Origin of the sequence: Vibrio sp. STUT-A16 (genome assembly GCF_026000495.1) — a bacterium.
Lineage (GTDB): Bacteria > Pseudomonadota > Gammaproteobacteria > Enterobacterales > Vibrionaceae > Vibrio > Vibrio diabolicus.
Genome location: NZ_AP026765.1, coordinates 3,475,253 through 3,497,590 on the forward strand (window position 1 = coordinate 3,475,253; position 22,338 = coordinate 3,497,590).

The 22,338-nt window shown below is 47.0% G+C and carries 25 protein-coding genes; 14 read left to right on the top strand and 11 right to left on the bottom strand.

The window, feature by feature from the left end; genetic code table 11:
* Nucleotides 1–474 precede the first annotated feature (474 nt).
* Entirely contained in the window at nucleotides 475–1,023 is a 549-nt protein-coding gene (locus OO778_RS16385) for a gamma carbonic anhydrase family protein (protein WP_005394003.1), read from the top strand.
* A gap of 7 nt (nucleotides 1,024–1,030) precedes the next feature.
* On the opposite strand, the gene OO778_RS16390 is transcribed toward OO778_RS16385, so the two are convergent.
* The 4 genes from OO778_RS16390 to OO778_RS16405 all read right to left on the bottom strand — a co-directional run bounded on the left by OO778_RS16390 (nucleotide 1,031) and on the right by OO778_RS16405 (nucleotide 3,755).
* Nucleotides 1,031–1,294 carry a DUF1488 domain-containing protein gene (locus tag OO778_RS16390; RefSeq protein ID WP_012841273.1) on the bottom strand — a complete coding sequence of 88 codons (264 nt, stop codon included), beginning with the start codon at nucleotides 1,292–1,294 and terminating at the stop codon, nucleotides 1,031–1,033.
* Nucleotides 1,295–1,297: 3 nt separating this feature from the next.
* A complete protein-coding gene (gene aroE / locus OO778_RS16395) occupies nucleotides 1,298–2,131 on the bottom strand; it encodes a shikimate dehydrogenase (RefSeq protein ID WP_264910431.1) in 834 nt (277 codons plus the stop codon).
* A gap of 101 nt (nucleotides 2,132–2,232) precedes the next feature.
* Entirely contained in the window at nucleotides 2,233–3,150 is a 918-nt protein-coding gene (gene hemF / locus OO778_RS16400; protein ID WP_005394013.1) for an oxygen-dependent coproporphyrinogen oxidase, read from the bottom strand.
* A 47-nt stretch (nucleotides 3,151–3,197) separates the two neighbouring features.
* Nucleotides 3,198–3,755 (bottom strand): L-threonylcarbamoyladenylate synthase, encoded by a 558-nt coding sequence (locus tag OO778_RS16405; RefSeq protein ID WP_053815514.1) that lies wholly within the window; start codon nucleotides 3,753–3,755, stop codon nucleotides 3,198–3,200.
* 199 nt (nucleotides 3,756–3,954) lie between these two features.
* On the opposite strand from OO778_RS16405, the gene purE reads away from it, so the two are divergent.
* Together purE and OO778_RS16415 are read left to right on the top strand one after the other, a co-directional pair.
* On the top strand, nucleotides 3,955–4,440 hold the full coding sequence (purE, locus tag OO778_RS16410; protein WP_074190040.1) for a 5-(carboxyamino)imidazole ribonucleotide mutase: 486 nt from the start codon (nucleotides 3,955–3,957) through the stop codon (nucleotides 4,438–4,440).
* 4 nt (nucleotides 4,441–4,444) lie between these two features.
* Nucleotides 4,445–5,572, top strand: a complete 1,128-nt coding sequence (locus OO778_RS16415; RefSeq protein ID WP_074190041.1) for a 5-(carboxyamino)imidazole ribonucleotide synthase — start codon at nucleotides 4,445–4,447, stop codon at nucleotides 5,570–5,572.
* A 69-nt stretch (nucleotides 5,573–5,641) separates the two neighbouring features.
* Here the strand turns inward: OO778_RS16415 and OO778_RS16420 are convergent, their stop codons facing one another.
* The 4 genes from OO778_RS16420 to OO778_RS16435 form a co-directional block, all read right to left on the bottom strand.
* Nucleotides 5,642–6,211: a topoisomerase DNA-binding C4 zinc finger domain-containing protein gene (locus OO778_RS16420; RefSeq protein ID WP_104971082.1), complete on the bottom strand. Its 570-nt coding sequence runs from the start codon at nucleotides 6,209–6,211 to the stop codon at nucleotides 5,642–5,644.
* 78 nt (nucleotides 6,212–6,289) lie between these two features.
* Entirely contained in the window at nucleotides 6,290–6,769 is a 480-nt protein-coding gene (locus tag OO778_RS16425; protein WP_005379074.1) for a DUF494 family protein, read from the bottom strand.
* A 2-nt stretch (nucleotides 6,770–6,771) separates the two neighbouring features.
* A complete protein-coding gene (gene dprA / locus OO778_RS16430; protein ID WP_074190043.1) occupies nucleotides 6,772–7,881 on the bottom strand; it encodes a DNA-processing protein DprA in 1,110 nt (369 codons plus the stop codon).
* Nucleotides 7,865–8,959 carry a LysM peptidoglycan-binding domain-containing protein gene (locus OO778_RS16435; RefSeq protein ID WP_264910432.1) on the bottom strand — a complete coding sequence of 365 codons (1,095 nt, stop codon included), beginning with the start codon at nucleotides 8,957–8,959 and terminating at the stop codon, nucleotides 7,865–7,867. The genes dprA and OO778_RS16435 overlap by 17 nt, the downstream gene beginning before the upstream one ends.
* Nucleotides 8,960–9,097: 138 nt before the next feature.
* Between OO778_RS16435 and def the strand changes: the two genes are divergently transcribed.
* From def to OO778_RS16465, 6 genes are all read left to right on the top strand, one after another.
* Nucleotides 9,098–9,616, top strand: coding sequence for a peptide deformylase (def, locus tag OO778_RS16440; protein ID WP_005379068.1), 519 nt, complete (start codon nucleotides 9,098–9,100; stop codon nucleotides 9,614–9,616).
* Between the two features lie 33 nt (nucleotides 9,617–9,649).
* Entirely contained in the window at nucleotides 9,650–10,597 is a 948-nt protein-coding gene (fmt, locus tag OO778_RS16445; protein ID WP_005461453.1) for a methionyl-tRNA formyltransferase, read from the top strand.
* 80 nt (nucleotides 10,598–10,677) lie between these two features.
* Nucleotides 10,678–11,961, top strand: coding sequence for a 16S rRNA (cytosine(967)-C(5))-methyltransferase RsmB (gene rsmB, locus OO778_RS16450; RefSeq protein ID WP_005394040.1), 1,284 nt, complete (start codon nucleotides 10,678–10,680; stop codon nucleotides 11,959–11,961).
* 64 nt (nucleotides 11,962–12,025) lie between these two features.
* Nucleotides 12,026–13,402, top strand: a complete 1,377-nt coding sequence (trkA, locus tag OO778_RS16455) for a Trk system potassium transporter TrkA (protein ID WP_005394041.1) — start codon at nucleotides 12,026–12,028, stop codon at nucleotides 13,400–13,402.
* A 9-nt stretch (nucleotides 13,403–13,411) separates the two neighbouring features.
* Nucleotides 13,412–14,857 (top strand): TrkH family potassium uptake protein, encoded by a 1,446-nt coding sequence (locus OO778_RS16460; protein ID WP_006742925.1) that lies wholly within the window; start codon nucleotides 13,412–13,414, stop codon nucleotides 14,855–14,857.
* A 25-nt stretch (nucleotides 14,858–14,882) separates the two neighbouring features.
* Nucleotides 14,883–15,467 (top strand): DUF3157 family protein, encoded by a 585-nt coding sequence (locus OO778_RS16465; RefSeq protein ID WP_264910433.1) that lies wholly within the window; start codon nucleotides 14,883–14,885, stop codon nucleotides 15,465–15,467.
* Nucleotides 15,468–15,505: 38 nt separating this feature from the next.
* On the opposite strand, the gene OO778_RS16470 is transcribed toward OO778_RS16465, so the two are convergent.
* Nucleotides 15,506–16,159, bottom strand: a complete 654-nt coding sequence (locus tag OO778_RS16470; RefSeq protein ID WP_005394044.1) for a hemolysin III family protein — start codon at nucleotides 16,157–16,159, stop codon at nucleotides 15,506–15,508.
* Between the two features lie 70 nt (nucleotides 16,160–16,229).
* Nucleotides 16,230–17,036 carry a sporulation protein gene (locus OO778_RS16475; RefSeq protein ID WP_005394045.1) on the bottom strand — a complete coding sequence of 269 codons (807 nt, stop codon included), beginning with the start codon at nucleotides 17,034–17,036 and terminating at the stop codon, nucleotides 16,230–16,232.
* A gap of 296 nt (nucleotides 17,037–17,332) precedes the next feature.
* Here OO778_RS16475 and OO778_RS16480 point away from each other — a divergent pair, with 296 nt between their 5' ends.
* From OO778_RS16480 to OO778_RS16500, 5 genes are all read left to right on the top strand, one after another.
* Entirely contained in the window at nucleotides 17,333–17,500 is a 168-nt protein-coding gene (locus OO778_RS16480; protein ID WP_005379043.1) for a hypothetical protein, read from the top strand.
* Nucleotides 17,501–17,666: 166 nt separating this feature from the next.
* Nucleotides 17,667–17,933 (top strand): YihD family protein, encoded by a 267-nt coding sequence (locus tag OO778_RS16485; RefSeq protein ID WP_046874595.1) that lies wholly within the window; start codon nucleotides 17,667–17,669, stop codon nucleotides 17,931–17,933.
* Between the two features lie 313 nt (nucleotides 17,934–18,246).
* Complete coding sequence (ccoG, locus tag OO778_RS16490; protein ID WP_047010286.1) at nucleotides 18,247–19,668, top strand: cytochrome c oxidase accessory protein CcoG; 1,422 nt, start codon at nucleotides 18,247–18,249, stop codon at nucleotides 19,666–19,668.
* A 53-nt stretch (nucleotides 19,669–19,721) separates the two neighbouring features.
* Nucleotides 19,722–20,708, top strand: a complete 987-nt coding sequence (locus tag OO778_RS16495) for a serine/threonine protein kinase (RefSeq protein WP_104970086.1) — start codon at nucleotides 19,722–19,724, stop codon at nucleotides 20,706–20,708.
* A gap of 34 nt (nucleotides 20,709–20,742) precedes the next feature.
* A complete protein-coding gene (locus OO778_RS16500) occupies nucleotides 20,743–21,345 on the top strand; it encodes a thiol:disulfide interchange protein DsbA/DsbL (RefSeq protein WP_005379036.1) in 603 nt (200 codons plus the stop codon).
* A gap of 46 nt (nucleotides 21,346–21,391) precedes the next feature.
* On the opposite strand, the gene OO778_RS16505 is transcribed toward OO778_RS16500, so the two are convergent.
* Complete coding sequence (locus OO778_RS16505) at nucleotides 21,392–22,270, bottom strand: acyltransferase (RefSeq protein ID WP_064368872.1); 879 nt, start codon at nucleotides 22,268–22,270, stop codon at nucleotides 21,392–21,394.
* Between the last annotated feature and the right edge of the window lie 68 nt (nucleotides 22,271–22,338).

The window sequence follows — 22,338 nt, forward strand, 5'->3', positions numbered from 1 at the left end:
ATACTGAACATTACATAAAGTAATGTTTGAATTGACTGTGCTGAATCCGAAGATTCAATGGTCACTTCGTTTCATTGAAACCTAATTTGAAGCCGAAGCTTCTAATTGGATTATCATCAACGAGTGCCCACACAGATTGATAGGTCTATATTGTTAAAGAGCTTTTCCTGTTGAGCTTTGCTCAAAACAGGACGGCCATTTTAGCGAGTTAAAGTTTAGTGTCAATCACTTTTTTCAAACTTTCTTCAAGTGTTTCCGCTTGGCTAATTTGGCTTGCTAACCTCGACTTCGTTTCTTTCGAAGCGTTGCCGTGTCAGCGAGGTGGCATTATAGAGATTGCGATCACATTGGCAAGCCCTTTTTCACGTTTTTTTTGATTTTTTTATCGTTTGGGTGTTTTTTATTCTAAAAGGCGAGTTTTCACTACTATTCTACCTCCATGTCCCCAGTAATCGCCCCTAATAAGGAGAAAAGATGAGCTCAATTAGAAGCTACAAAGGTATAAAGCCCCAACTTGGTGAGCGTGTTTACGTTGACTCAACCTCAGTGTTAGTCGGAGATATCCGTATTGGGGACGATTCTAGCATTTGGCCATTAGTAGCGGCACGAGGCGATGTGAACCACATTCACATTGGTGATCGAACGAATATTCAAGATGGTAGTGTTTTGCATGTCACCCATAAGAACGCCGAAAACCCAAACGGCTACCCACTTATAATTGGCAATGACGTTACGATTGGCCACAAAGTGATGCTGCACGGTTGTGAGATCCACGATCGTGTATTGGTTGGTATGGGGGCGATTGTTTTAGATGCTGTCGTTATTGAATCAGAGGTGATGATTGGAGCGGGCAGTTTAGTGCCGCCAGGAAAGAGATTAGAAAGCGGCTATCTTTATGTCGGTAGTCCAGTTAAACAAGCTCGTCCTCTATCAGAGACAGAACGAGCTTTTTTGCAAAAGTCTGCCAATAACTATGTTCAAAACAAAAACGACTACTTACATGAAGTAGAAGACTTGAACTAAAGGTCTGTTAGCCGATGATAATATGGCCTTCTTCGTTGAAGGCTTCATCTTCTATTAACTCTTCTGCTATTTCTTCCAGATCAAATCGGTAGTCAATAAAAGCAGAGAGCACGGCCTGCTCCGTATCTAACTCTGAGCCAGATAACTTTTCTAACTTTTGTTTCGTCACAAAGCATTCGATTAACGCACCAGATTGTTGCGCTGCAAAGTTTACTGATTGTGATACTTCATCCCATGATTGCATGTCTGGGAATAAGATGGATTGATTCATCGCTTATTGACCTTCAAGGTTCTTTCTTAATTCACGCAAAATCTGTTTAGCTCCAGGACGAAGACCGCGCCATAACATAAAACTCTCAGCAGCTTGGCCAACTAACATACCTAAACCATCATAAGCATGTGCCGCACCGTGTTGCTTAGCCCATTGGTTAAATGCGGTATCACCTTTGCCATACATCATGTCGTAGCTTGTACTATTGGCGGCGAACACCGAGGAAGAGATCGCAGGTAACTCACCACTCAATGATGCAGACGTAGAGTTGATTATGACATCGAACTCTTCAGCAATGGTATTCATCTCGTTTGCTGTAACAGGACCATATGCAGAAAACAATTCTGCCAATTCTTCGGCTTTAGAAAATGTACGATTAGTTATCGTTAGAGATGTTGGTTTTTGATCGAGCAATGGTTTAATCACTCCTCGAGCGGCACCACCAGCTCCTATGATCAGGATGCGTGCGCCTTCTAAAACGACTTGATGTTGCAACAAGTCCTGCACTAAGCCTGCACCATCAGTGTTATCACCAATGATTTCACCATCATCAAGCTTCTTAAGTGTATTCACTGCTCCAGCAAGCTGAGCACGCTCGGTCAAACGGCTGGCAAATTGATAGGCATCTTCTTTAAAAGGCAAGGTCACGTTACAGCCTTTGCCGCCGTCAGCAAAAAATGCTTTCGCCGCCTCGATAAATCCACCCACAGGCGCACACTCTGCGGTGTATGTAAGGGACTGATTAGTTTGGCGAGCAAAGAGTGTATGGATAAATGGCGACTTGCTGTGCCCGATAGGGTTACCAAACACGGCGTAACGATCGATTTGCAGGGTCATTTCCTTACCTTTATTCCTTACTTAGATATAGAGAAAACAGGGCCATCTGATTACAGATGACCCTATCACTATCTATCTATATAGAAAAGGAGATTCCGTGCTTACCATTCGCGTGGTTTCAGGTATCGCTCGTAAAGTTCCGCTTCAGGCGTTCCTGCTTCTGGTTCGTAGCGGTACTCCCATCGCGCTAACGGCGGCATCGACATCAGAATCGACTCGGTACGCCCACCACTTTGTAAACCGAATAAAGTGCCACGGTCGTACACTAAGTTGAACTCAACATAACGACCACGACGGTAAAGTTGGAATTCACGCTCGCGCTCGCCATATTCGATGTCTTTACGACGAGACACGATCGGCAAGTAAGCTTGGCAATAGCCTTCACCCACCGCTTTGATGTAATCGAAACACTTATCAAACTCCCAGTGGTTCAAATCATCAAAGAACAAACCACCGACACCACGAGTTTCGTTTCGATGTGGCAAGAAGAAGTACTTATCACACCACGCTTTGTGTTCAGCATATACTTCTTCACCAAATGGGGCACAGATTGCCTTAGCTGTATCGTGCCATGACTGACAATCTTCTTCGAAAGGATAGAAAGGAGTCAGGTCGAAACCACCACCAAACCACCAAATTGGTTCTTCGCCCTCTTTCTCGGCGATAAAGAAACGCACATTCGCATGAGAAGTTGGGACGTAAGGGTTTTTGGGATGGATAACCAAAGAGACCCCCATCGCTTCAAAACGGCGACCCGCTAGCTCCGGACGATGTGCCGTCGCAGATGCTGGCATTTCTTTCCCTTCTACATGCGAGAAGTTCACCCCACCTTGCTCGAAAACAAGGCCATCACGCATAACACGTGAGCGCCCACCGCCACCAAGACGTTCGCCCGGTTCACGATGCCATGCATCCTCGACAAAGACGGCCTCTCCATCTTCTTGTTCTAACTGCTGACAAATGGAGTCCTGAAGTGACATCAGGAACTGCTTTACGGCGTGCTTATCGATTGCTGACATACGTTATTACCTATTACGTGATACCGGTTGATGACTGGCAAGCAGGGTTAGCCCTGTCTTAATATTTGTGAAGTCTTGGCGTCACGAATCTCGCTGGGTTTATCACGACCGCTGGTTTCACCACGAAGAATGGCCACCAGCTTGTCACCCAATTGCTGCTCTACCTCTTCAGTGGTCATACACGGTGGCAAGCCGGAAAGATTCGCGCTGGTAGAGGTTAACGGCTTTCCGAATGCATTACACATCTTTTGAACCAAAGGATGATCAGTCACACGAACTGCAATTGAATCAAATTGTCCTGAAACCCAGTTGGAGACTTTATCGCTCGCTGGCATGATCCAAGTGTATGGACCTGGCCAAGTTGCATGAACGGTCGCTAGTTGTTCTCGAGTCAGTTGAGATTCATCAATATACGGCAAGAGCTGCTCATAACTTGCAGCGATCAGAATCAGCCCTTTTTCCACCGGGCGCTGCTTGAGCTCCAGCAGTTTTTGAATTGCTTCTGGGTTATCTGGATCGCATCCGACACCAAAAACCCCTTCTGTTGGGTAGGCAATCACTTCGCCTTGTTGTAGTGCGTTGAGCACTTGTTCAAAGTTATCCACCGATTACTTCCTGATTGTCTGACTGTATTATTTTCACTAAGTGTACAAATATTCATTCTCAGACACTAAAGCAATTTTTTTATAAAATGTATCAATAGCATCAACAACAAGGCGCAAACGTTTGCTTGAGATAAAAATCCCCGTATAATGCGCACAAATTTATCAGCTCACCTAATTTTGCAGCTTGAAGGAGTTTGAGATGAAAGTCGGTATCATCATGGGTTCTAAATCCGATTGGCCAACCATGAAACTAGCAGCAGACATGCTAGACCAATTTGGCGTACCTTACGAAACAAAAGTCGTATCAGCACACCGAACTCCTCAATTACTGGCAGACTACGCCAGCAGCGCGAAAGAACGTGGTATCAAAGTGATCATCGCCGGTGCAGGCGGTGCGGCTCACCTACCTGGTATGGCAGCTGCATTTACTAGCGTACCTGTACTCGGTGTTCCAGTTCAGTCTCGCGCACTAAAAGGCATGGACTCTCTGCTATCTATTGTACAAATGCCAAAAGGCATTGCCGTCGGTACGTTAGCGATTGGCGAAGCGGGCGCAGCAAACGCCGGTATCCTAGCGGCGCAAATACTAGGCACTCATGACGAAAGCATCATGGCGAAGGTAGAAGCGTTCCGCAATGAACAGACGGAAACCGTACTGGCTAACCCAAATCCAGCTGAGGATTAATCAGATGCATGTACTGGTTCTTGGTGCGGGTCAGTTGGCTCGCATGATGTCTCTGGCTGGTGCGCCATTGAATATTCAAATTTCAGCTTACGATGTCAGCAGCGGTGATGTCGTTCATCCTTTAACTCAACAGGTACTTGGCCATGGCTTGGAAAATGCGATTACGCAAGTTGATGCGATTACTGCCGAGTTCGAGCATATTCCACATGACGTGCTCAAGGTTTGCGAAGCGAGCGGCAAGTTCCTACCAAGTACGCAAGCCATCAAAGCAGGTGGTGATCGCCGTATTGAAAAAGCACTGCTTGATGATGCTGGCGTGCGCAACGCGAAATACTACGTGATTGAAACTCGTGAAGACTTTGAGCGCGCAATTGAACACGTTGGTATGCCAATGGTTCTGAAAAGTGCATTGGGTGGTTACGATGGTAAAGGCCAATGGCGCTTGAAAGAAACGGCTCAGATCGAGACGATCTGGACAGAAATGGCGGAGTGCATTGCAGCAACACCAACTCAAGCCATTGTGGCTGAGGAGTTTGTGCCATTTAATCGTGAAGTCTCTTTAGTTGGTGCGCGTGGCAAAGACGGCAATGTTGAAGTGTACCCTCTAGCAGAAAACGTTCATACCAATGGCGTATTGAGCTTATCCACCGCGATTGATGCGCCAGAGCTGCAAGCCCAAGCCAAGCAGATGTTCACGGCCGTCGCAGATAGCCTGGATTACGTTGGCGTATTGGCACTCGAGTTCTTTGATGTCGATGGCACACTGTTAGTCAATGAGATTGCCCCACGCGTGCACAACTCCGGTCACTGGACACAGCAAGGTGCGGAAACTTGTCAGTTTGAAAACCATCTGCGCGCCGTGTGCGGCTTGCCGTTAGGCAGCACCAAACTGATTCGCGAAACCTCAATGGTGAATATTCTTGGTGAAGATACGTTACCAGAAGCATTGCTCGCAATGGATGGTTGTCACATCCATTGGTACGGCAAAGAGAAACGTGAAGGACGCAAAATGGGTCACATCAACGTATGCGGTGACTACTCAGGAGAATTGCACCGTAGATTGTGCGCTCTCGCGGATGTCTTAGATCCAATGGCATTCCCAGCCGTGCACGAGTTTGCGAAACAAGCATAACGCTAAAATCTAGCCCCAAAAACCACAAAGGGTCGCACGATGCGACCCTTTTTAATTCCTTTGATGTATTTACCCTTGTTGGGTGTGCTGGCACTTACGATTGGCACATTGCAATTTCACACCACTGGCGAGTTTCTTCTCCACCAACAAAGTAAAACCACATTCTTCGCATCTCCCTTTAACCGGAGGGAGATTCACTGCAAATTTGCATTTAGGGTAGTTATCACATGCGTAGAAAGCTTTACCAAAGCGCGTCTTACGCTCAACTAAATGACCTTTACCACATTCAGGACACGCGTGTTGCTCTTGCGGCTGCTTTTCTGGCTCAGGTTGATTAATCGACTCAATATGATGACAAGCCGGATAGTTACTGCAACCAACAAACATGCCATAACGCCCTTGGCGTAATACCAACTCGTTACCACAATCTGGACAAGGAACGCCAAGCTCTTTGACGATGTGTCCATCATTGTTGTGCAGGGCTTTGATGTAATCACAGCTTGGGTAGTGGCTACAGCCAAGAAAGGGACCGTGTTTGCCATGTTTGAGGATCAATTCACTGCCACATTTAGGACACGGCTCGTGTTCCAAAGCGTGTTCATGGGCAGAGAAAAGGGTGTTGTCGATTTTACTACTCATACTTACCGTTTCGTGAAAAACACACAAAAAGACAAGTTCGCGTTCTTGCTAGCTAAACTCGAACTTGCCTAGATTGGGTTAGTGAAGAATCCCTTGTTCCTTGGTGTACAACAGCTCTTCCATTAGCGTATAAGCGTTTTCATTGCCAGGCACATTAAACAGCACCATCAAAATGATCCATTTGAGGTCTTCAAGCTCAAACTCACTCGTTTCTAGACCCATCACTCGGTCAATCACCATTTCGCGAGTTTCTGTGGTTAACACATTGATTTGCTCGAGAAACAATAAAAACCCTCGGCATTCCAAATCTAAACGCTGCATCTCTTTCGCTGTGTAGATACGAGTTGATGACGAAGCCATGCAAGTCGAAATTGCAGAAGAGGTGTCACTTTGCTGCAATGCGGCAAGCTCTTCTAACCAGACAAGGGCTTTGTAGATATCTTTTTGTTGGAAGCCTGCACGGAGCAGCTCTTCTTCCAACTCGTCTTGTTCGACCTGTAACTCTGCATCGCTATGGATGTAGGTTTCGAATAGATACATCAGTATATCCATCATCATAGCTAGCCCCTCCCCTTTCGAATATAGCCACCTGAAACCGCAACGACATGCCCAGAGAGTTCTAACTCTAAGAGCTGCATCATGACTTCTTGGACAGGTATATTGGTCCTGTTTGCAAGAATATCAACCGGTGTAGCTTCACTTCCTACGTTAGCTAACAGCTGAGGAAATGGCAATTCTTCTTCTTCATTTAACGTAGAAAATAAATCGGTACTCTGATTAATAGACCAATCAAGCAAGGACTGTATTTCATCTAAGACATCTTTCGTCTTTTCTACGAGGCAAGCGCCATGACGTATCAACTGGTTTCCACCGCAGGCATTGGGGGCATTGATTGACGCTGGCAGCGCAAATACTTCTCGACCTTGCTCAAGCGCGTAACGAGCTGTAATTAACGAGCCGCTCTTTTTCGCCGCCTCGACGACCAGTACACCAAGCGATAATCCACTAATAATACGATTACGACGCGGGAAGTTTTCTGGGCGCGGCTTGGCATTAGGCCGAAACTCAGACACCAAAGCCCCGTGTTCAATAACACGTTGCGCTAAACTACGATGACGTGCTGGATAAATATTTGCTAAACCAGATCCTAGCACCGCAATCGTCTTACCTTTTGCTTGCAACGCACCATCATGCGCATGGCCATCAATGCCTATAGCGAGACCACTGGTGACAATAAAATCGTGCTGAACAAATTCGGCGGCAAAGTGGCGTGCATGCTGTAAGCCATCAATACTCGCATTTCGGCTACCCACCATGGCAATTTGTGGTTGCGATAAAAAGGTGGGACTCCCCTCAACAAATAACAACGGAGGCGGCGCAACGATTTGTTTGAGTTGAGGTGGATAAAGCGGGTCAGTCAGTGTCAGGATATGATGATTTGTAGAAGCCTCAAACCAACTTAAACAGGCATCAACTTCTTTATCTGTTGAAGCCCAAGCTTGAATTTGCTTAGTTGTTAACCCAAGTTGTTGTAGCTGTTCGGGAGAGAAGTTTACGATGTTACGCGGCGTGTCTCTTGCCAGTAGCTTATTCATTTTGACCCCGCCAATGCCTGGTAAACAACTCAGTTTTAACCAGGCAGCGAGATCATCGTTATTTCGTCGATTCATCGATGGTTAATTCGTTCGCCAACGGTGACACCACCGAAACATCTTGGTTAATGGGTTTCGTACTGTTAGTGATAAGTGCCAAGCTAAAGTACTGATACGGACGAATCACAAGCAATTCGCCAACTTTACTCTGTGGCAGAGTGATTTTCTTATCAAGCACGCCAAACTCTTTCTTGAACTCATCGCCGTCTTTGTAAACTGGGTGCGCGTCTTCTTTTAAATCAAACACACTGCCTTGCTTCAGATTGTCTGACGTGCCTTTATCAATCACCACGACTTGGTTAGTTGAACTAAAGCGAATACCTTCGATATTACCTAGCAACTTTGCCGAACTGCCTTGTGGCGACGGCAGCGGGTAGAACGTAGTCGTGAAGTCAGTATTCTCAACCGATTGATTTGGCAACGCGATATCGTTACGTAGGATTTCTTGCATTTGCGATGTAAGCTTCAAACCTGAATAATCACTCGAAGCTTCAACGAGCTCGCCTTTGGCAATCAAACGCAGCGCGGTAATCTCTTCGGACACATCGTCACGCGAAAAGGTAGCTACTGGTCGGTAAATAGCCCAACCTGTCGCGGTCTGCTTGCCATCGATGTACAGCACATCTTCTGCCGTCAGATACTTACTGCCTTTGCTGCTACCCATCACTTTTGCTGCTCTGTTCAACGAATCTTTATCTAGCAACCGATCCGATTTAAGGTAAGGCATCACCAAACCTTCCGCGACCGTTGGTACCGCTTTCTTTTCCGTGATGCGTGCTTTCGGGCTAATCTTCTTAACTGGTTTTAGGCTTAACACGGGCTGACCGTTAATCCACACCAAAGACAGCTTATCTCCGGGATAAATTAAATGAGGGTTGTCGATTTCCGGGTTTACTTGCCATAAACGAGGCCACAACCACGGGCTATCCAAGTACATGGCCGAAATATCCCATAGCGTATCGCCCTTCACGACTACATATGTTTGTGGCGCATCATCTTTAACAGTCAGTGGTTTCGCATCCACATTTGCTACAGCGTTGAAAGAGAAAAGTAACGGCAACGTAACACTGGCAACGTTGCGGAAAATTCGATTCATGACCCTCGTCCTTGGTCTATTAAGCAGGAACCAGAATGGAAATTGGTGCAAGGATGCTGTCATTTAGGCTATAAAATGTCTAGAATTGAGCCAACAAGGTTTGTGCTGTTTCGGCACAGTTCAATATTTCGAGTGAATATGTCTGTATTACAAGTATTAACATTCCCGGATGATCGCCTGCGCACAGTCGCAAAGCCTGTTGAAGCGGTGACGCCTGAGATTCAAAAAATCGTCGATGACATGATTGAAACCATGTACGACGAAGAAGGTATTGGCCTTGCTGCAACGCAGGTTGATATCCACAAACGTATCGTAGTGATTGATATTTCAGAAACTCGCGATGAGCCGATGGTGCTAATCAACCCTGAGATTCTGGAAAAGCGTGGCGAAGATGGCATCGAAGAAGGCTGTCTGTCGGTACCAGGTGCACGCGCACTTGTGCCTCGCGCTGCAGAAGTTACCGTTAAAGCACTGGATCGTGATGGCAAAGAGTTCACCTTCGAAGCCGACGACCTGCTAGCGATTTGTGTTCAACACGAGCTTGATCACTTACAAGGTAAGCTGTTCGTGGATTACCTATCGCCACTGAAACGCAAACGCATTCAGGACAAGCTAGCAAAAATCAAACGCTTTAACGAGAAGCAGCAAAACGCTTAATCTCGAACCATACCAATTAGAAGGAAGTCTACCTTGAGTCAGTCTTTACGTATTGTCTTTGCAGGTACTCCGGATTTCGCCGCCCGTCACTTGGCGGCGTTGTTGTCTTCGGAGCATGAAGTCATCGCGGTTTACACAAACCCAGATCGTCCAGCGGGTCGTGGCAAGAAATTGGCTGCGCCACCGGTAAAACAACTGGCGCTAGAACACAACATCCCGGTTTACCAACCTGAAAGCTTTAAGTCCGACGAAGCGAAACAAGAACTTGCCGATCTGAACGCCGATCTCATGGTTGTCGTGGCGTACGGTATGCTACTGCCACAAGCGGTTCTTGATACCCCTAAGCTGGGTTGTATCAACGTACATGGTTCTATCCTACCTCGTTGGCGTGGTGCGGCTCCAATCCAACGCTCTATTTGGGCGGGCGATGCAGAAACTGGCGTGACCATCATGCAGATGGACATCGGTCTCGACACTGGTGATATGCTGAAGATTGCAACTCTGCCAATCGAAGCGACAGATACCAGCGCTTCAATGTACGAAAAATTGGCTGAGCTTGGTCCAGAAGCCCTGATTGACTGCCTAGCAGACATTGCTGCGGGTAAAGCTGTGCCAGTGAAGCAAGACGATGAACTCGCGAACTATGCGAAAAAGCTCAGCAAAGAAGAAGCACGCATCAATTGGAACGACGATGCGGCTCACATTGAGCGCTGCGTTCGTGCCTTTAACCCATGGCCAATGAGCCACTTTGAGGCGGCAGAAAACAGCATCAAAGTATGGCAAAGCCGTGTGGCAGAGCAAACCAGTGACAAGCCAGCCGGCACCATCGTGCAAGCAGATAAAACCGGTATCTATGTTGCGACAGGCAACGGCGTACTGGTGCTAGAGCAACTGCAAGTTCCTGGCAAAAAAGCCATGTCAGTTCAGGATATTCTGAACTCACGTGCAGCTTGGTTTGAAGTCGGCACTCTGCTGGTTTAAGCCATACTAGGGGTAATCATCCCCAATAATACGAACTTTTAGAGGGCAGAGATGCCCTCCTTTACTTTAAGGTACTCATCATGAATGTTCGCGCTGCGGCTGCTAACGTCCTGTATCTTGTCGTCGACAAGGGCCACTCACTTTCAAGCGCTCTTCCAGCGGCTCAACAAACGGTACGACCTCGTGACCACGCTCTGCTACAAGAGATCTGTTACGGTGCGCTACGTTACCTACCTCGCCTAGAAATGATCGCAAACCAGTTGATGGATAAGCCGCTCAAAGGCAAACAACGTGTATTCCATCACCTAATTCTGGTTGGCATTTACCAACTGAGCTTCATGCGTATTCCTGCGCACGCAGCAGTCGGTGAAACGGTTGAAGGCACTAAAGAGCTGAAAGGTCCTCGTCTGCGTGGTTTGATTAACGCTGTATTGCGTAACTACCAACGCAACCAAGAAGAACTCGACCAAATGGCTGTCAGCAACAACGCTGGCAAGTACGGTCACCCAAGCTGGTTACTAAAACTGCTGCAAGAGGCCTACCCACAGCAATGGGAAAGCATTGTTGAAGCGAATAACCAAAAAGCACCAATGTGGCTGCGTGTGAACCATCAACACCACACTCGTGATGAATACCTTGCGCTGCTCAAAAATGAAAACATTGATAGCACGCCACACACAGAAGCAATGGACGCCATAAAATTGGCCGCACCATGTGACGTGATGAAGCTACCTGGCTTTGATAAAGGTTGGGTTTCGGTACAAGATGCGGCAGCGCAGCTCTCGATCAACTATCTAAAACCACAAGACGGCGAGCTGATTTTAGATTGCTGTGCTGCGCCAGGTGGCAAGACGGCGCACATTCTAGAGCGCACGTCGGGCAGTGAAGTGGTCGCGATTGACTGCGACGACACACGCTTGAAACGTGTGCATGAAAACCTGAAGCGTCTCAACCTTCAGGCAAAAGTGGTTTGCGGTGATGCGCGTAATCCACAAGAATGGTGGCAAGGCGAGCAATTTGATCGCATTTTGCTGGATGCCCCATGTTCTGCGACTGGCGTGATTCGTCGTCACCCAGACATCAAATGGCTACGTCGTGCAGACGACATCGCCGCATTAGCAGAGCTACAAAGTGAAATTTTTGATGCCATGTGGACGCAACTGAAACCCGGCGGCACAATGGTTTACGCGACTTGTTCAATCACACCGCAAGAAAACGTGGAGCAAGTAAAAGCGTTTTTAGCACGTACCGCGGATGCGCAACTGCTGGATTCTGATCCCGACCAGCCTGGTCGTCAAATTCTACCAGGCGAAGAAGACATGGATGGTTTCTACTACGCAGTGCTAACTAAAACACACGCGTAACAGCATGCTAAATAGGGCGATTGGAGTGATTTCAATCGCCTTTTTCAGATAACGAGAAAAGAGTATGAAGATCATTATTCTTGGTGCAGGTCAGGTTGGCGGCACACTGGCAGAAAACCTAGTGGGTGAAAACAACGACATCACCATCGTCGATAACAATGCCGATCGACTGCGTGAATTGCAGGACAAATACGACCTGCGTGTGGTCAATGGCCATGCGAGCCACCCCGACGTGCTGCACGAAGCGGGGGCGCAAGACGCCGATATGCTCGTCGCAGTAACCAACACTGATGAAACCAACATGGCCGCATGTCAAGTCGCGTTCACTCTATTCAACACCCCAAACCGCGTTGCACGTATTCGCTCTCCAGAATACTTGGCAGAAAAAGAAGCCCTGTTTAAATCTGGCGCCATTCCTGTCGATCACCTTATCGCCCCAGAAGAACTCGTTACGAGCTATATCGAACGTCTGATCCAATACCCGGGCGCGCTGCAAGTGGTGAGCTTTGCTGAACAGAAAGTCAGCCTAGTGGCGGTAAAAGCCTACTACGGTGGCCCGTTGGTGGGTAACGCGCTGTCTGCTTTGCGTGAGCACATGCCACACATCGATACCCGTGTGGCAGCGATTTTCCGTCAAGGCCGTCCGATTCGCCCGCAAGGCACTACCATCATTGAAGCCGACGATGAAGTGTTCTTCGTCGCCGCAAGCAACCATATTCGCTCAGTGATGAGTGAACTTCAGCGCCTAGAAAAACCGTACCGCCGCATCATGATTGTTGGCGGGGGTAACATTGGTGCCAGTCTCGCAAAGCGCTTAGAACAAAACTACAGCGTGAAGCTGATTGAACGTAACTACCAACGTGCAGAAAAACTGTCAGAAGAGCTAGAAAACACCATCGTGTTCTGCGGCGACGCGGCAGACCAAGAGCTTCTTTCGGAAGAGAACATCGACCAAGTCGACGTCTTCATCGCGCTGACCAACGAAGATGAAACCAACATCATGTCTGCGATGTTGGCAAAACGCATGGGCGCGAAAAAAGTAATGGTGCTGATCCAACGTGGCGCTTATGTAGATCTGGTACAAGGCGGCGTAATTGATGTGGCGATCTCACCACAACAAGCGACCATTTCCGCCTTGCTGACGCACGTTCGTCGCGCTGATATCGTGAACGTATCCTCACTTCGCCGCGGCGCTGCGGAAGCAATTGAAGCCGTCGCTCACGGTGATGAAAGTACATCGAAAGTGGTTGGACGTGCGATTGGAGATATTAAGCTCCCACCTGGGACCACCATTGGTGCTATCGTTCGTGGCGAAGAAGTCCTTATTGCCCACGACCGTACGGTCATCGAGCAGGATGACCATGTGGTGATGTTCCTGGTCAACAAAAAATACGTATCAGACGTCGAAGCGCTATTCCAGCCGAGTCCATTCTTCCTCTAGGATTTTCCTATGGTCAACTTACGTCCCGTACTATTTGTTATCGGGCTGGTTTTATCCAAACTGGCCCTTTTTATGTACGTGCCGACTTTGGTCGCTTTCTTCACTGGTACGGGGGGATTTCTCGATTTCGCCCAAGCCGTTGTGATCACGCACCTTGCCGCTTTCATTTGTTTGACGATCGGTCGAACCGCTAAGTTCAAACTCAGCGTACGCGATATGTTCCTCATCACCAGTTTGGTTTGGACCATCGCGAGTGCGTTTGCCGCCTTGCCGTTTGTGTTCATCAACCACATCAGCTTCACTGACGCCTACTTTGAAACCATGTCAGGCATTACTACCACTGGTTCCACAGTGCTCAGCGGTTTAGACAACATGGCGCCAAGTATTTTGTTGTGGCGTTCTATCTTGCAGTGGCTTGGGGGGATTGGTTTTATCGTAATGGCGGTGGCGGTGCTACCTATGCTCAATGTCGGTGGTATGAAGCTATTCCAAACCGAATCATCCGATTGGTCGGATAAAAGTAGCCCGAGAGCAAAAACGGTCGCCAAAAACATCGTAGCGGTTTATTTGATGCTTACTGGCTTATGCATTGTGGGCTACTTGGTCACCGGCATGAACCTGTTTGAAGCGATCAATCACGCCTTTACCACGCTATCAACGGGCGGATACTCTACATCCGACGGGTCGATGAACCACTTCTCTAATGGCGCACACTGGGTGGCCACTACCTTTATGTTCTTAGGTGGCTTGCCATTTTTGCTCTTCATCGCCGCGTTACGTAAACGCCGTATTGATGTGTTAGTTAACGACGCTCAAGTTCGAGGATTCGCGTACCTGTTCGTGTTCTCAAGCTTAGTGATTTCAGCCTGGTTAGTGATTCGAGACGGATACACCATTTTGGATGCGCTACGAGTGTCGATGTTTAATATCGTCTCTGTCGTCACCACAACCGGCTTTGGCTTAGAGGACTTCACCGCGTGGGGCGCATTACCCACAACTCTTTTTGCCTTCTTAATGATGGCGGGGGCATGCTCAGGATCAACGTCTGGTGGGATCAAAATCTTCCGTTTCCAAATCGCAATGACACTGCTGAACAAACAGATGATGAAATTGATTCACCCTTCAGGTGTGTTTGTACAGCGCTACAATCAACGCCCAGTGAATGATGACATTGTTCGCTCGGTGGTCGCGTTTGGCTTGATGTTCTTTATCACCATCATCTTTATCGCGGGTTGCTTGAGTGCGCTGGGTTTAGACCCCATCACTAGCATCTCTGGTGCCATCACTGCGGTAGCCAACGTCGGCCCGGGTATGGGAAGCGTGATTGGACCGACGGGTAACTTCGCGCCTCTGCCAGATACCGCCAAGTGGCTTCTGAGCTTTGGCATGTTGATGGGCCGCTTGGAAATTCTGACTATTCTTGTACTGTTCTTCCCTGCGTTTTGGCGCCGTTAAGCAGACACAAATAAAAGGTATAACAATGAAAACATGGATCACTCTGGCGACCCTACTTGCCGCCTCATCCACATACGCCGCTGAAGTCATCACTTTAGCCGATGGTCGAGAAGTGAAGTTAAACGATGACTTTACTTGGGAATACGTCATGAAAAAACCTGCGCAGCAAGCAACAGAGACGCAAGCGACAATAGGCGCGGTTGAAACGATCGCAGCTCCCGCAATTGCGACAATTCCAGTTGTGACGAAAACTGTTGGCACTACTGTGGTGGTAAACGCCAAAAAGCCAACCATGCAGCTGTCTGACTCTGGTGTCGACGTACTGATTGGCTCCGCGAGCTATCAAGATGGTGAGCTCGTACTGCCAACGTCCATTACCAATCAAAGCTCACAATCGGTGATTCAAGTTGAAGTGGAAGTTCAGGTATTTGATATGTCTGGCCAGCAACTGGCGAAAGAAAAAGTCACGGTTTGGCAATCCATCAAGCGAATGGCGGATACTTACCTGCGACCAAAACAAGCAGAACAGGGTAAAAGCATCAAACTGGCAGTGCCGCAATCTCAGCAATACCAGTTTTCAGCCAAAGTGTTAGAAGTGAAAACTCGTTAATGTGATAACACATGTTTTGTCGAGTTCATATCTATCCGTTAGATAGGCTCGACAAAATAATAAATTGCGAAGAAGTGACACACACAACCCGCTAAAACGAAGCCGTGCCAAATCGCATGATTGAATGGAATACGCTTCGCAACGTAGAAAATCACCCCCAGTGAATACACAATCCCACCAGCTGCGAGTAATGTCAGTCCGCCAATATCCAAGTTGATCGCCAACTGATAAATCACAATCAACGACAGCCAGCCCATGACCAAATACGTCATCAAGGAAAGCTTTTTAAATCGGTAAACAAACGCGACTTTCATGATGATGCCGAGTAGAGCGATGGTCCAGATAACAATCATCAAACCAAACGCGAGCGGCGTACGTAAACTCACCAACAAAAAAGGCGTATAACTGCCAGCAATGAGTAGATAAATGGCGCAGTGATCGAAAGTTTTTAGCCATCGTTTAGCGTTGGGGTGCGGAATTGCGTGATACAGCGTCGAAGCCAAAAATAGCACGATAATACTCGCACCATAGACAGCCATACTGGCCAGCGTCAGCGTATCAGCTTGCTGGTCTATGGCTTTGATTAGCAGCAGTATCAAGCCAACAATACCAAAAATCATCCCAATGCCATGAGTGATGGTATTGGCCAGTTCTTCGCGTTGACTGTATTGCGGTTTCTGCAGTTCGGACATCAATGCGCCTATACTAGAGTTTGAAATTTGCTCTAGTATGGCACATTAGGCTTACACGTGTAAGCTTAAATTAAGACTCATGAACGGCCGTGGTTTGATCGAGATAATTAAGTACAAGCTCGCCCACTTGATCAAGCTTAGTCGTGGCTGGAATGGTCAACTCTCGTTTGAGTTTTCCGCTACCCAGTAAGCTTGCGAGCATGCCACCCTCGCCCTTGCGTGTGCGGTCAACTTCAAACCATAATTTGAGTTCTTGCTCGCTACGATGAGCGACAAATTCTAACTCACGCCACACGCCATGGTATGGCCCGTCAGTCGGCACCATCTCAAATTCTTGCACAAATGGCAGGTCGAACCCTTTTACTTCCTCACACTCCACTTGGCGAATACGCAAACCTTGCGCTTCAAATGCGGATAACACCGCATCCATTAGTGGATCAGGTCGAACGGTGAGGATGTCTTTATCGGTCGGGTCTAAAGCAGCAGCAACGTCCAAGCCGGTTTCGAGCCACACTTTGGCGTCACCAATGGTGACAGGCGTATTCCAAGGCACATCGAGCTGAACATCGAAGGTACGCTCTTCGCCGGAATGGATGGTAAACGCATAAGGGAGGCTCCACTTAGCAAGCACATGAGTCTGAGGTACTCGGCGCATGCTGTGTCCTTCTCGCGCACCACGGTCATCAGGAGCTTCCGCGATATAGCGACAACACAGTTTTAAATCGATGTTGTCGATCGCTTGTTCAGTGGCACCACCATAAACATGGATAGACACATCCACACTTTGACCAGGATATAGCACGTCTTGATTTAGGATTGAGTCAACCTTAGCGCTCCCAATCCCAAAACTGGCAAGTGTCTTCTTCAAAAATGACATAGGCACCTCCTTCGTCGAGATCTCATACTACTACTGCTGATCGAGGGATCAAACAAAAATTGCCTCGATCATCGCGACAAAATGACAAAATCTAAACAATTCAATTGCTCAACTATCGACCAATTATTACAAGGATGCTAATCTTATACGTGATATGCATGCATATCGGTATTCCTGATTCATTAACTGGATTGGCGAGAGCCAGAAGAGTGATTCTTCAATCTTGTTGGAGCCTAGCTCATAATGATTCAGGCCATTACATCGGCAATGGATATGCCTGACAGTTAGGTAAATTAATGCGCCCAACAACAGTCAGGTTCGCACACACTAATACTAGTGCAATGCGCCGCCGCAGTGGCTTTACTACTGCACCAAAGGCAAAGCAAGTTGCGCCAGCAATGACATTGGTTGAGAAGACAGCAATGATGTCGAGTGTTCCGGCCAAAGTTATCAAAGCAGCTTAATCAAAAGCGCGGCGCCAGCTGCGCTTTTTTCTTTGCACGCAACTCAAACCACCTCAACGACTTAGAACAAAACACAGTGAAATAGATAGTTTTTCCTATTTGGTCTTCGCAAAGCAATTTGGTACCTTTACAGTTAATTACACCTATAAATTCTGTGGAGAAAGAAATGAAGTGTCATCGCATTGAAGAGCTGCTTGAGCTACTAGAGCCTGAATGGCATAAAGACCAAGAAATGAACCTAATGCAGTTCATCGTGAAGCTAGCGAAAGAAGCAGGCTACGAAGGCAAGCTAGAAGATCTGACCGACGACGTGCTGATCTACCACCTTAAAATGCGTAACAGCAGCAAAGACGAAATGATCCCAGGTCTTAAGAAAGACCAAGAAGATGATTTTAAAACTGCGATTCTGCGCGCTCGTGGCATCATCAAATAACCGGCTCAACAACCCAGTATTCTTTAAGCGACTCCCTCAAATGAGTCGCTTTTTTATAACTAAAATTTTTAGTCCCACAGTTGGTTATAACTGTTCAGCCAATTATCAGGTTAACTGTACTGACTTTTGTTGTTAAACGTTGACTGCGTTAAAGAAAAGGAATTGTTATTGATTGTATAATCGCCGTTCATCAGTATTTACTAAAATAATTATGTCCGGTCATGATTTATGATAAGGACGAAGTAGCAATGTCATCGAGCGACATCAATAGAAATGACGCCGTACATTATAAAAGCCTAAGAAGGATGAGTGCATGAGTCAGGATAAGATCGATATCAAAGATGTGACTCCTAAAACCTACAACCCCAAGACTCATAAAGGGAATGGGGATCGGTTCAACCCAAGTAATCGCATCTATGTACGCGAAAGCAAAGGGACTTACCAGAAACTGCGTCGTTACGGTGGTTGGTTCTTACTGCTTCTCTTCGCTTTGATACCGTGGATCCCTTACGGTGAACGTCAAGCGATCTTGCTCGATATTGGCAACCAGCAGTTCAACTTTTTCGGTACCACGTTGTATCCGCAAGATCTTACCCTACTCGCCTTGCTATTTGTGATCGCGGCATTTGGGTTGTTCTTTATTACCACCTTCTTAGGTCGAGTTTGGTGTGGCTATCTCTGCCCACAAACCGTCTGGACCTTCATGTATATCTGGTTTGAAGAGAAGCTAGAGGGCAGCGCCAATAAGCGTCGTAAGCAGGACTCCAATAAGCTAACGGCGAATTTAGCGATGCGCAAAACCATCAAACATATCGCTTGGTTTGCCATTGCGCTCGCCACTGGTTTTACTTTTGTTGGCTACTTCGTTCCAATGAAGCAATTGGTTATCGACTTTTTCACTTTTAACGCCAACTTCTGGCCCGTCTTTTGGATAATGTTCTTTGCCATTTGTACTTATGGTAATGCTGGTTGGATGCGTTCCATCATGTGTATTCACATGTGTCCTTACGCGCGCTTCCAGTCTGCCATGTTTGATAAAGACACCTTCATCGTTGGCTATGATGCAAAACGTGGTGAAAAGCGTGGTCCACGTCCACGCAAAGCCGATCCAAAGCAGCTTGGTTTGGGGGATTGTATTGATTGTGATTTGTGTGTGCAGGTGTGCCCAACAGGTATCGATATTCGTGACGGCTTACAATATGAATGTATTAACTGTGGCGCCTGTATTGATGCGTGTGACAACACCATGGATCGCATGGGTTACGAGAAAGGACTAATCAGTTACACCACCGAGCACCGCTTATCGGGTAAGAGTACCAAAGTCATGCGTCCGAAGCTGCTGGGCTATGGAGCTGTGCTACTGGTCATGATTGGTCTGTTCTTTGCCCAAATCGCAGCGGTAGACCCAGCAGGCATGAGTGTTATTCGCGACCGTAACCAACTGTTCCGCGTTAATAGCTCAGGCGAAGTAGAAAACACCTACACCCTCAAGGTGATCAACAAAACTCAGCAAGTGCAAGAGTACTCGTTAGATGTTGAAGGGCTATCCGATGTAAGCTGGTATGGTAAGCAGACAATTCAGGTACAGCCAGGTGAGGTATTGAACTTACCAATGAGTCTTGGCGCCGATCCTGACAAGCTAAACTCTGCGATTACGACAATTCAGTTTATACTCACCGATAAGAGCAACGAATTCACCATTGAAGTGGAAAGCCGTTTTATTAAAAAACTATAGCGCTACTTCAGTGACTAACGGAAAAAGGCTCAGTAATGAGCCTTTTTGTTTATATGTCCCAAAGTATGTTTAACTTTGACGCCCTTACCCCAGATTTTATGTGGTACGCGTTAGAAAGCATCGGCGTTCGCGCAGAATCAGGCTTTCTTCCCCTCAATAGCTACGAAAACCGTGTTTATCAATTCACTGACGAAGAGAGTCGTCGTTATGTCGTCAAGTTTTACCGCCCTGAACGTTGGAGCAACGAACAGATCCAAGAGGAGCACGACTTCACTTTAGAACTAATTGGAAACGAAATCCCCGTCGCACCACCTGTGCGCATCAACGGTGAAACCCTGCATCACTATCAAGGCTATGCCTTTGCGCTGTTTGAGAGCGTGGGTGGTCGCCAGTACGAGGTTGACAACTTAGATCAGCTCGAAGGTGTAGGGCGCTTCCTTGGTCGCATCCACAAAGTGGGTAGCCGCCAAGCCTTCCAACATCGCCCAACGATTGGCTTGCAAGAATACCTGTATCAACCAAGAAAGATTCTGCAAAACGCCAACATGATTCCAATGCACTTGGAGAACAGCTTCTTCAATGACTTGGATATGCTGATCAAATCGATTGAAAGCCACTGGCAAGAAGGCTTCAATACTATTCGGCTGCATGGCGATTGCCACCCAGGCAACATTTTGTGGCGAGATGGCCCTATGTTTGTTGATTTGGATGACGCTCGTAACGGCCCTGCAGTACAAGACTTATGGATGCTACTGAACGGTGAACGCCAAGACAAACTGATGCAGCTGGATATTGTTTTAGAGGCTTACCAAGAGTTTTGCGACTTTAATCCTGCAGAATTGAAACTAATCGAGCCACTTCGCGGTCTACGAATGGTGCACTATATGGCATGGCTAGCAAAACGTTGGCATGACCCTGCATTTCCTCTCGCTTTTCCATGGTTTAATGAGCCAAAATACTGGGAAGGTCAGGTCCTTGCATTTAAAGAGCAGATCGCCGCTTTAGAAGAAGCACCGCTGTCTTTAATGCCTCAATGGTAAGTCAGGCCAAAAATTCAAAAATGGAGATATTTCGATGAAAAAACTGTTCGCACTGTTTTCTATGCTGATGTTAAGCCTGTCGGCACATGCAGCGCAATTCAAAGAAGGTGAACATTACAAAGTATTGGATCTTGAGGCATCAAAAAAACCTCTTGTGACGGAGTTTTTCTCTTTCTACTGCCCGCACTGTAATAGCTTTGAACCAGTTATCCAGCAACTGAAAAAGCAGTTGCCAGAAGGTACTAAGCTATTAAAAAACCACGTTTCTTTCATGGGTGGCAACATGGGCCCATCAATGAGCAAAGCCTACGCAACGATGGTTGCATTAAAAGTGGAAGACAAAATGGTGCCAGTGATGTTTAACCGCATCCACAATCTAAAGAAAGCACCACGTAATGATGAAGAACTTCGTCAAATCTTCCTTGATGAAGGTGTAGACGCGAAAAAATTCGATTCTGCATTCAAAGGCTTCGCGGTTGATTCAATGGTTCGCCGTATGGACAAGCAATTTGAAAACAGCGGTCTAACCGGCGTTCCTGCGGTTATCGTTAACAACAAATACCTAGTTCAAGCACAAAGCATCAAAACGATGGATGAGTACTTCTCTCTGGTGAACTACTTGCTGACACTAAAATAAGCACATCGATATCAATCAAAAGGGGAACACGTCGATCCCCTTTTGTTTATTTGTAAATCTCTTGTAGCAACCGATCTTTTTCTTGCCACACATCCCCCAACCATTGCTGAAATTGTCGCTTATAGGGCTTATCGTTGAAGTAATCACCAAGCACTCTTTCATCAACGGGTAACACATTTACACGCACAACCACCTTGCTCATGCGGCCCATCAATAAATCCTTGAACGGTTTATGCGTATTTTCTGGGTACGCCAACGTAACGTCGATAATGCTCTCGAACTGCTCCCCCATCGCCGCTAACGTGTACGCAATCCCGCCCGACTTTGGTTGCAACAAATATTGATAGTTTGCTTTACTCTTACGCTGCTTTTCTTCGGTAAATCGGGTTCCTTCGACATAGTTAACCACTGTGGTTGGAGTGTGTTTGAATTTAGCGCACGAGCGACGTGTCGTCTCTAAATCTTGACCTCGCTTATGAGGATTGCGGATCAGATACTCTCGCGAATAGCGACGCATAAATGGCATATCGAGCGCCCAACACGCCATCCCGATGAAAGGCACATACAGCAGTTGTTGCTTGAGGAAAAACTTCGGCATGGGAATACGGTCTTTAAACACGCAGCAAAGCACAACAATATCTGTCCAACTGAGATGATTACTGATCAGCAGATACCACCCGTCTTTTTTAAGCGCTTCACCGCCCTGAACATCCCACTCAACACGGTTAGATACCGCCAGAATGCACGCATTAACGGTAGCCCATAACCACATCACCTTATTGGCACAAACGGTCGCTAGTGCTTTTAGCTTTACGCCAGGAAGCAATATTTTAAATACAGCGATAACACAAATTGCGAGTGAACAAACCGCAGAATTGAGAATCACAAAAGAAGCGTTAAAAAAAAATAACAAATATGCCAACATGATAGTCAAACAACAGTGATAATGTGTGAAGAATAAAACAGCGTGTAATTATACTGCGCCTTTGCCAC

Bases quoted from the DNA above. Each gene is read 5' to 3' on its own strand.
- aroE (WP_264910431.1), bottom strand. From the start codon at position 2,131: ATGACCCTGCAAATCGATCGTTACGCCGTGTTTGGTAACCCTATCGGG.
- OO778_RS16435 (WP_264910432.1), bottom strand. From the start codon at position 8,959: ATGAATCGAATTTTCCGCAACGTTGCCAGTGTTACGTTGCCGTTACTT.
- rsmB (WP_005394040.1), top strand. From the start codon at position 10,678: ATGAATGTTCGCGCTGCGGCTGCTAACGTCCTGTATCTTGTCGTCGAC.
- OO778_RS16495 (WP_104970086.1), top strand. From the start codon at position 19,722: ATGTCCCAAAGTATGTTTAACTTTGACGCCCTTACCCCAGATTTTATG.
- OO778_RS16460 (WP_006742925.1), top strand. From the start codon at position 13,412: ATGGTCAACTTACGTCCCGTACTATTTGTTATCGGGCTGGTTTTATCC.
- purE (WP_074190040.1), top strand. From the start codon at position 3,955: ATGAAAGTCGGTATCATCATGGGTTCTAAATCCGATTGGCCAACCATG.
- OO778_RS16505 (WP_064368872.1), bottom strand. From the start codon at position 22,270: ATGTTGGCATATTTGTTATTTTTTTTTAACGCTTCTTTTGTGATTCTC.
- hemF (WP_005394013.1), bottom strand. From the start codon at position 3,150: ATGTCAGCAATCGATAAGCACGCCGTAAAGCAGTTCCTGATGTCACTT.
- OO778_RS16465 (WP_264910433.1), top strand. From the start codon at position 14,883: ATGAAAACATGGATCACTCTGGCGACCCTACTTGCCGCCTCATCCACA.
- OO778_RS16415 (WP_074190041.1), top strand. From the start codon at position 4,445: ATGCATGTACTGGTTCTTGGTGCGGGTCAGTTGGCTCGCATGATGTCT.
- OO778_RS16420 (WP_104971082.1), bottom strand. From the start codon at position 6,211: ATGAGTAGTAAAATCGACAACACCCTTTTCTCTGCCCATGAACACGCT.
- def (WP_005379068.1), top strand. From the start codon at position 9,098: ATGTCTGTATTACAAGTATTAACATTCCCGGATGATCGCCTGCGCACA.
- OO778_RS16485 (WP_046874595.1), top strand. From the start codon at position 17,667: ATGAAGTGTCATCGCATTGAAGAGCTGCTTGAGCTACTAGAGCCTGAA.
- dprA (WP_074190043.1), bottom strand. From the start codon at position 7,881: ATGAATCGACGAAATAACGATGATCTCGCTGCCTGGTTAAAACTGAGT.
- OO778_RS16500 (WP_005379036.1), top strand. From the start codon at position 20,743: ATGAAAAAACTGTTCGCACTGTTTTCTATGCTGATGTTAAGCCTGTCG.
- OO778_RS16385 (WP_005394003.1), top strand. From the start codon at position 475: ATGAGCTCAATTAGAAGCTACAAAGGTATAAAGCCCCAACTTGGTGAG.
- OO778_RS16470 (WP_005394044.1), bottom strand. From the start codon at position 16,159: ATGTCCGAACTGCAGAAACCGCAATACAGTCAACGCGAAGAACTGGCC.
- OO778_RS16475 (WP_005394045.1), bottom strand. From the start codon at position 17,036: ATGTCATTTTTGAAGAAGACACTTGCCAGTTTTGGGATTGGGAGCGCT.
- OO778_RS16390 (WP_012841273.1), bottom strand. From the start codon at position 1,294: ATGAATCAATCCATCTTATTCCCAGACATGCAATCATGGGATGAAGTA.
- ccoG (WP_047010286.1), top strand. From the start codon at position 18,247: ATGAGTCAGGATAAGATCGATATCAAAGATGTGACTCCTAAAACCTAC.
- OO778_RS16480 (WP_005379043.1), top strand. From the start codon at position 17,333: ATGCGCCCAACAACAGTCAGGTTCGCACACACTAATACTAGTGCAATG.
- OO778_RS16425 (WP_005379074.1), bottom strand. From the start codon at position 6,769: ATGATGATGGATATACTGATGTATCTATTCGAAACCTACATCCATAGC.
- trkA (WP_005394041.1), top strand. From the start codon at position 12,026: ATGAAGATCATTATTCTTGGTGCAGGTCAGGTTGGCGGCACACTGGCA.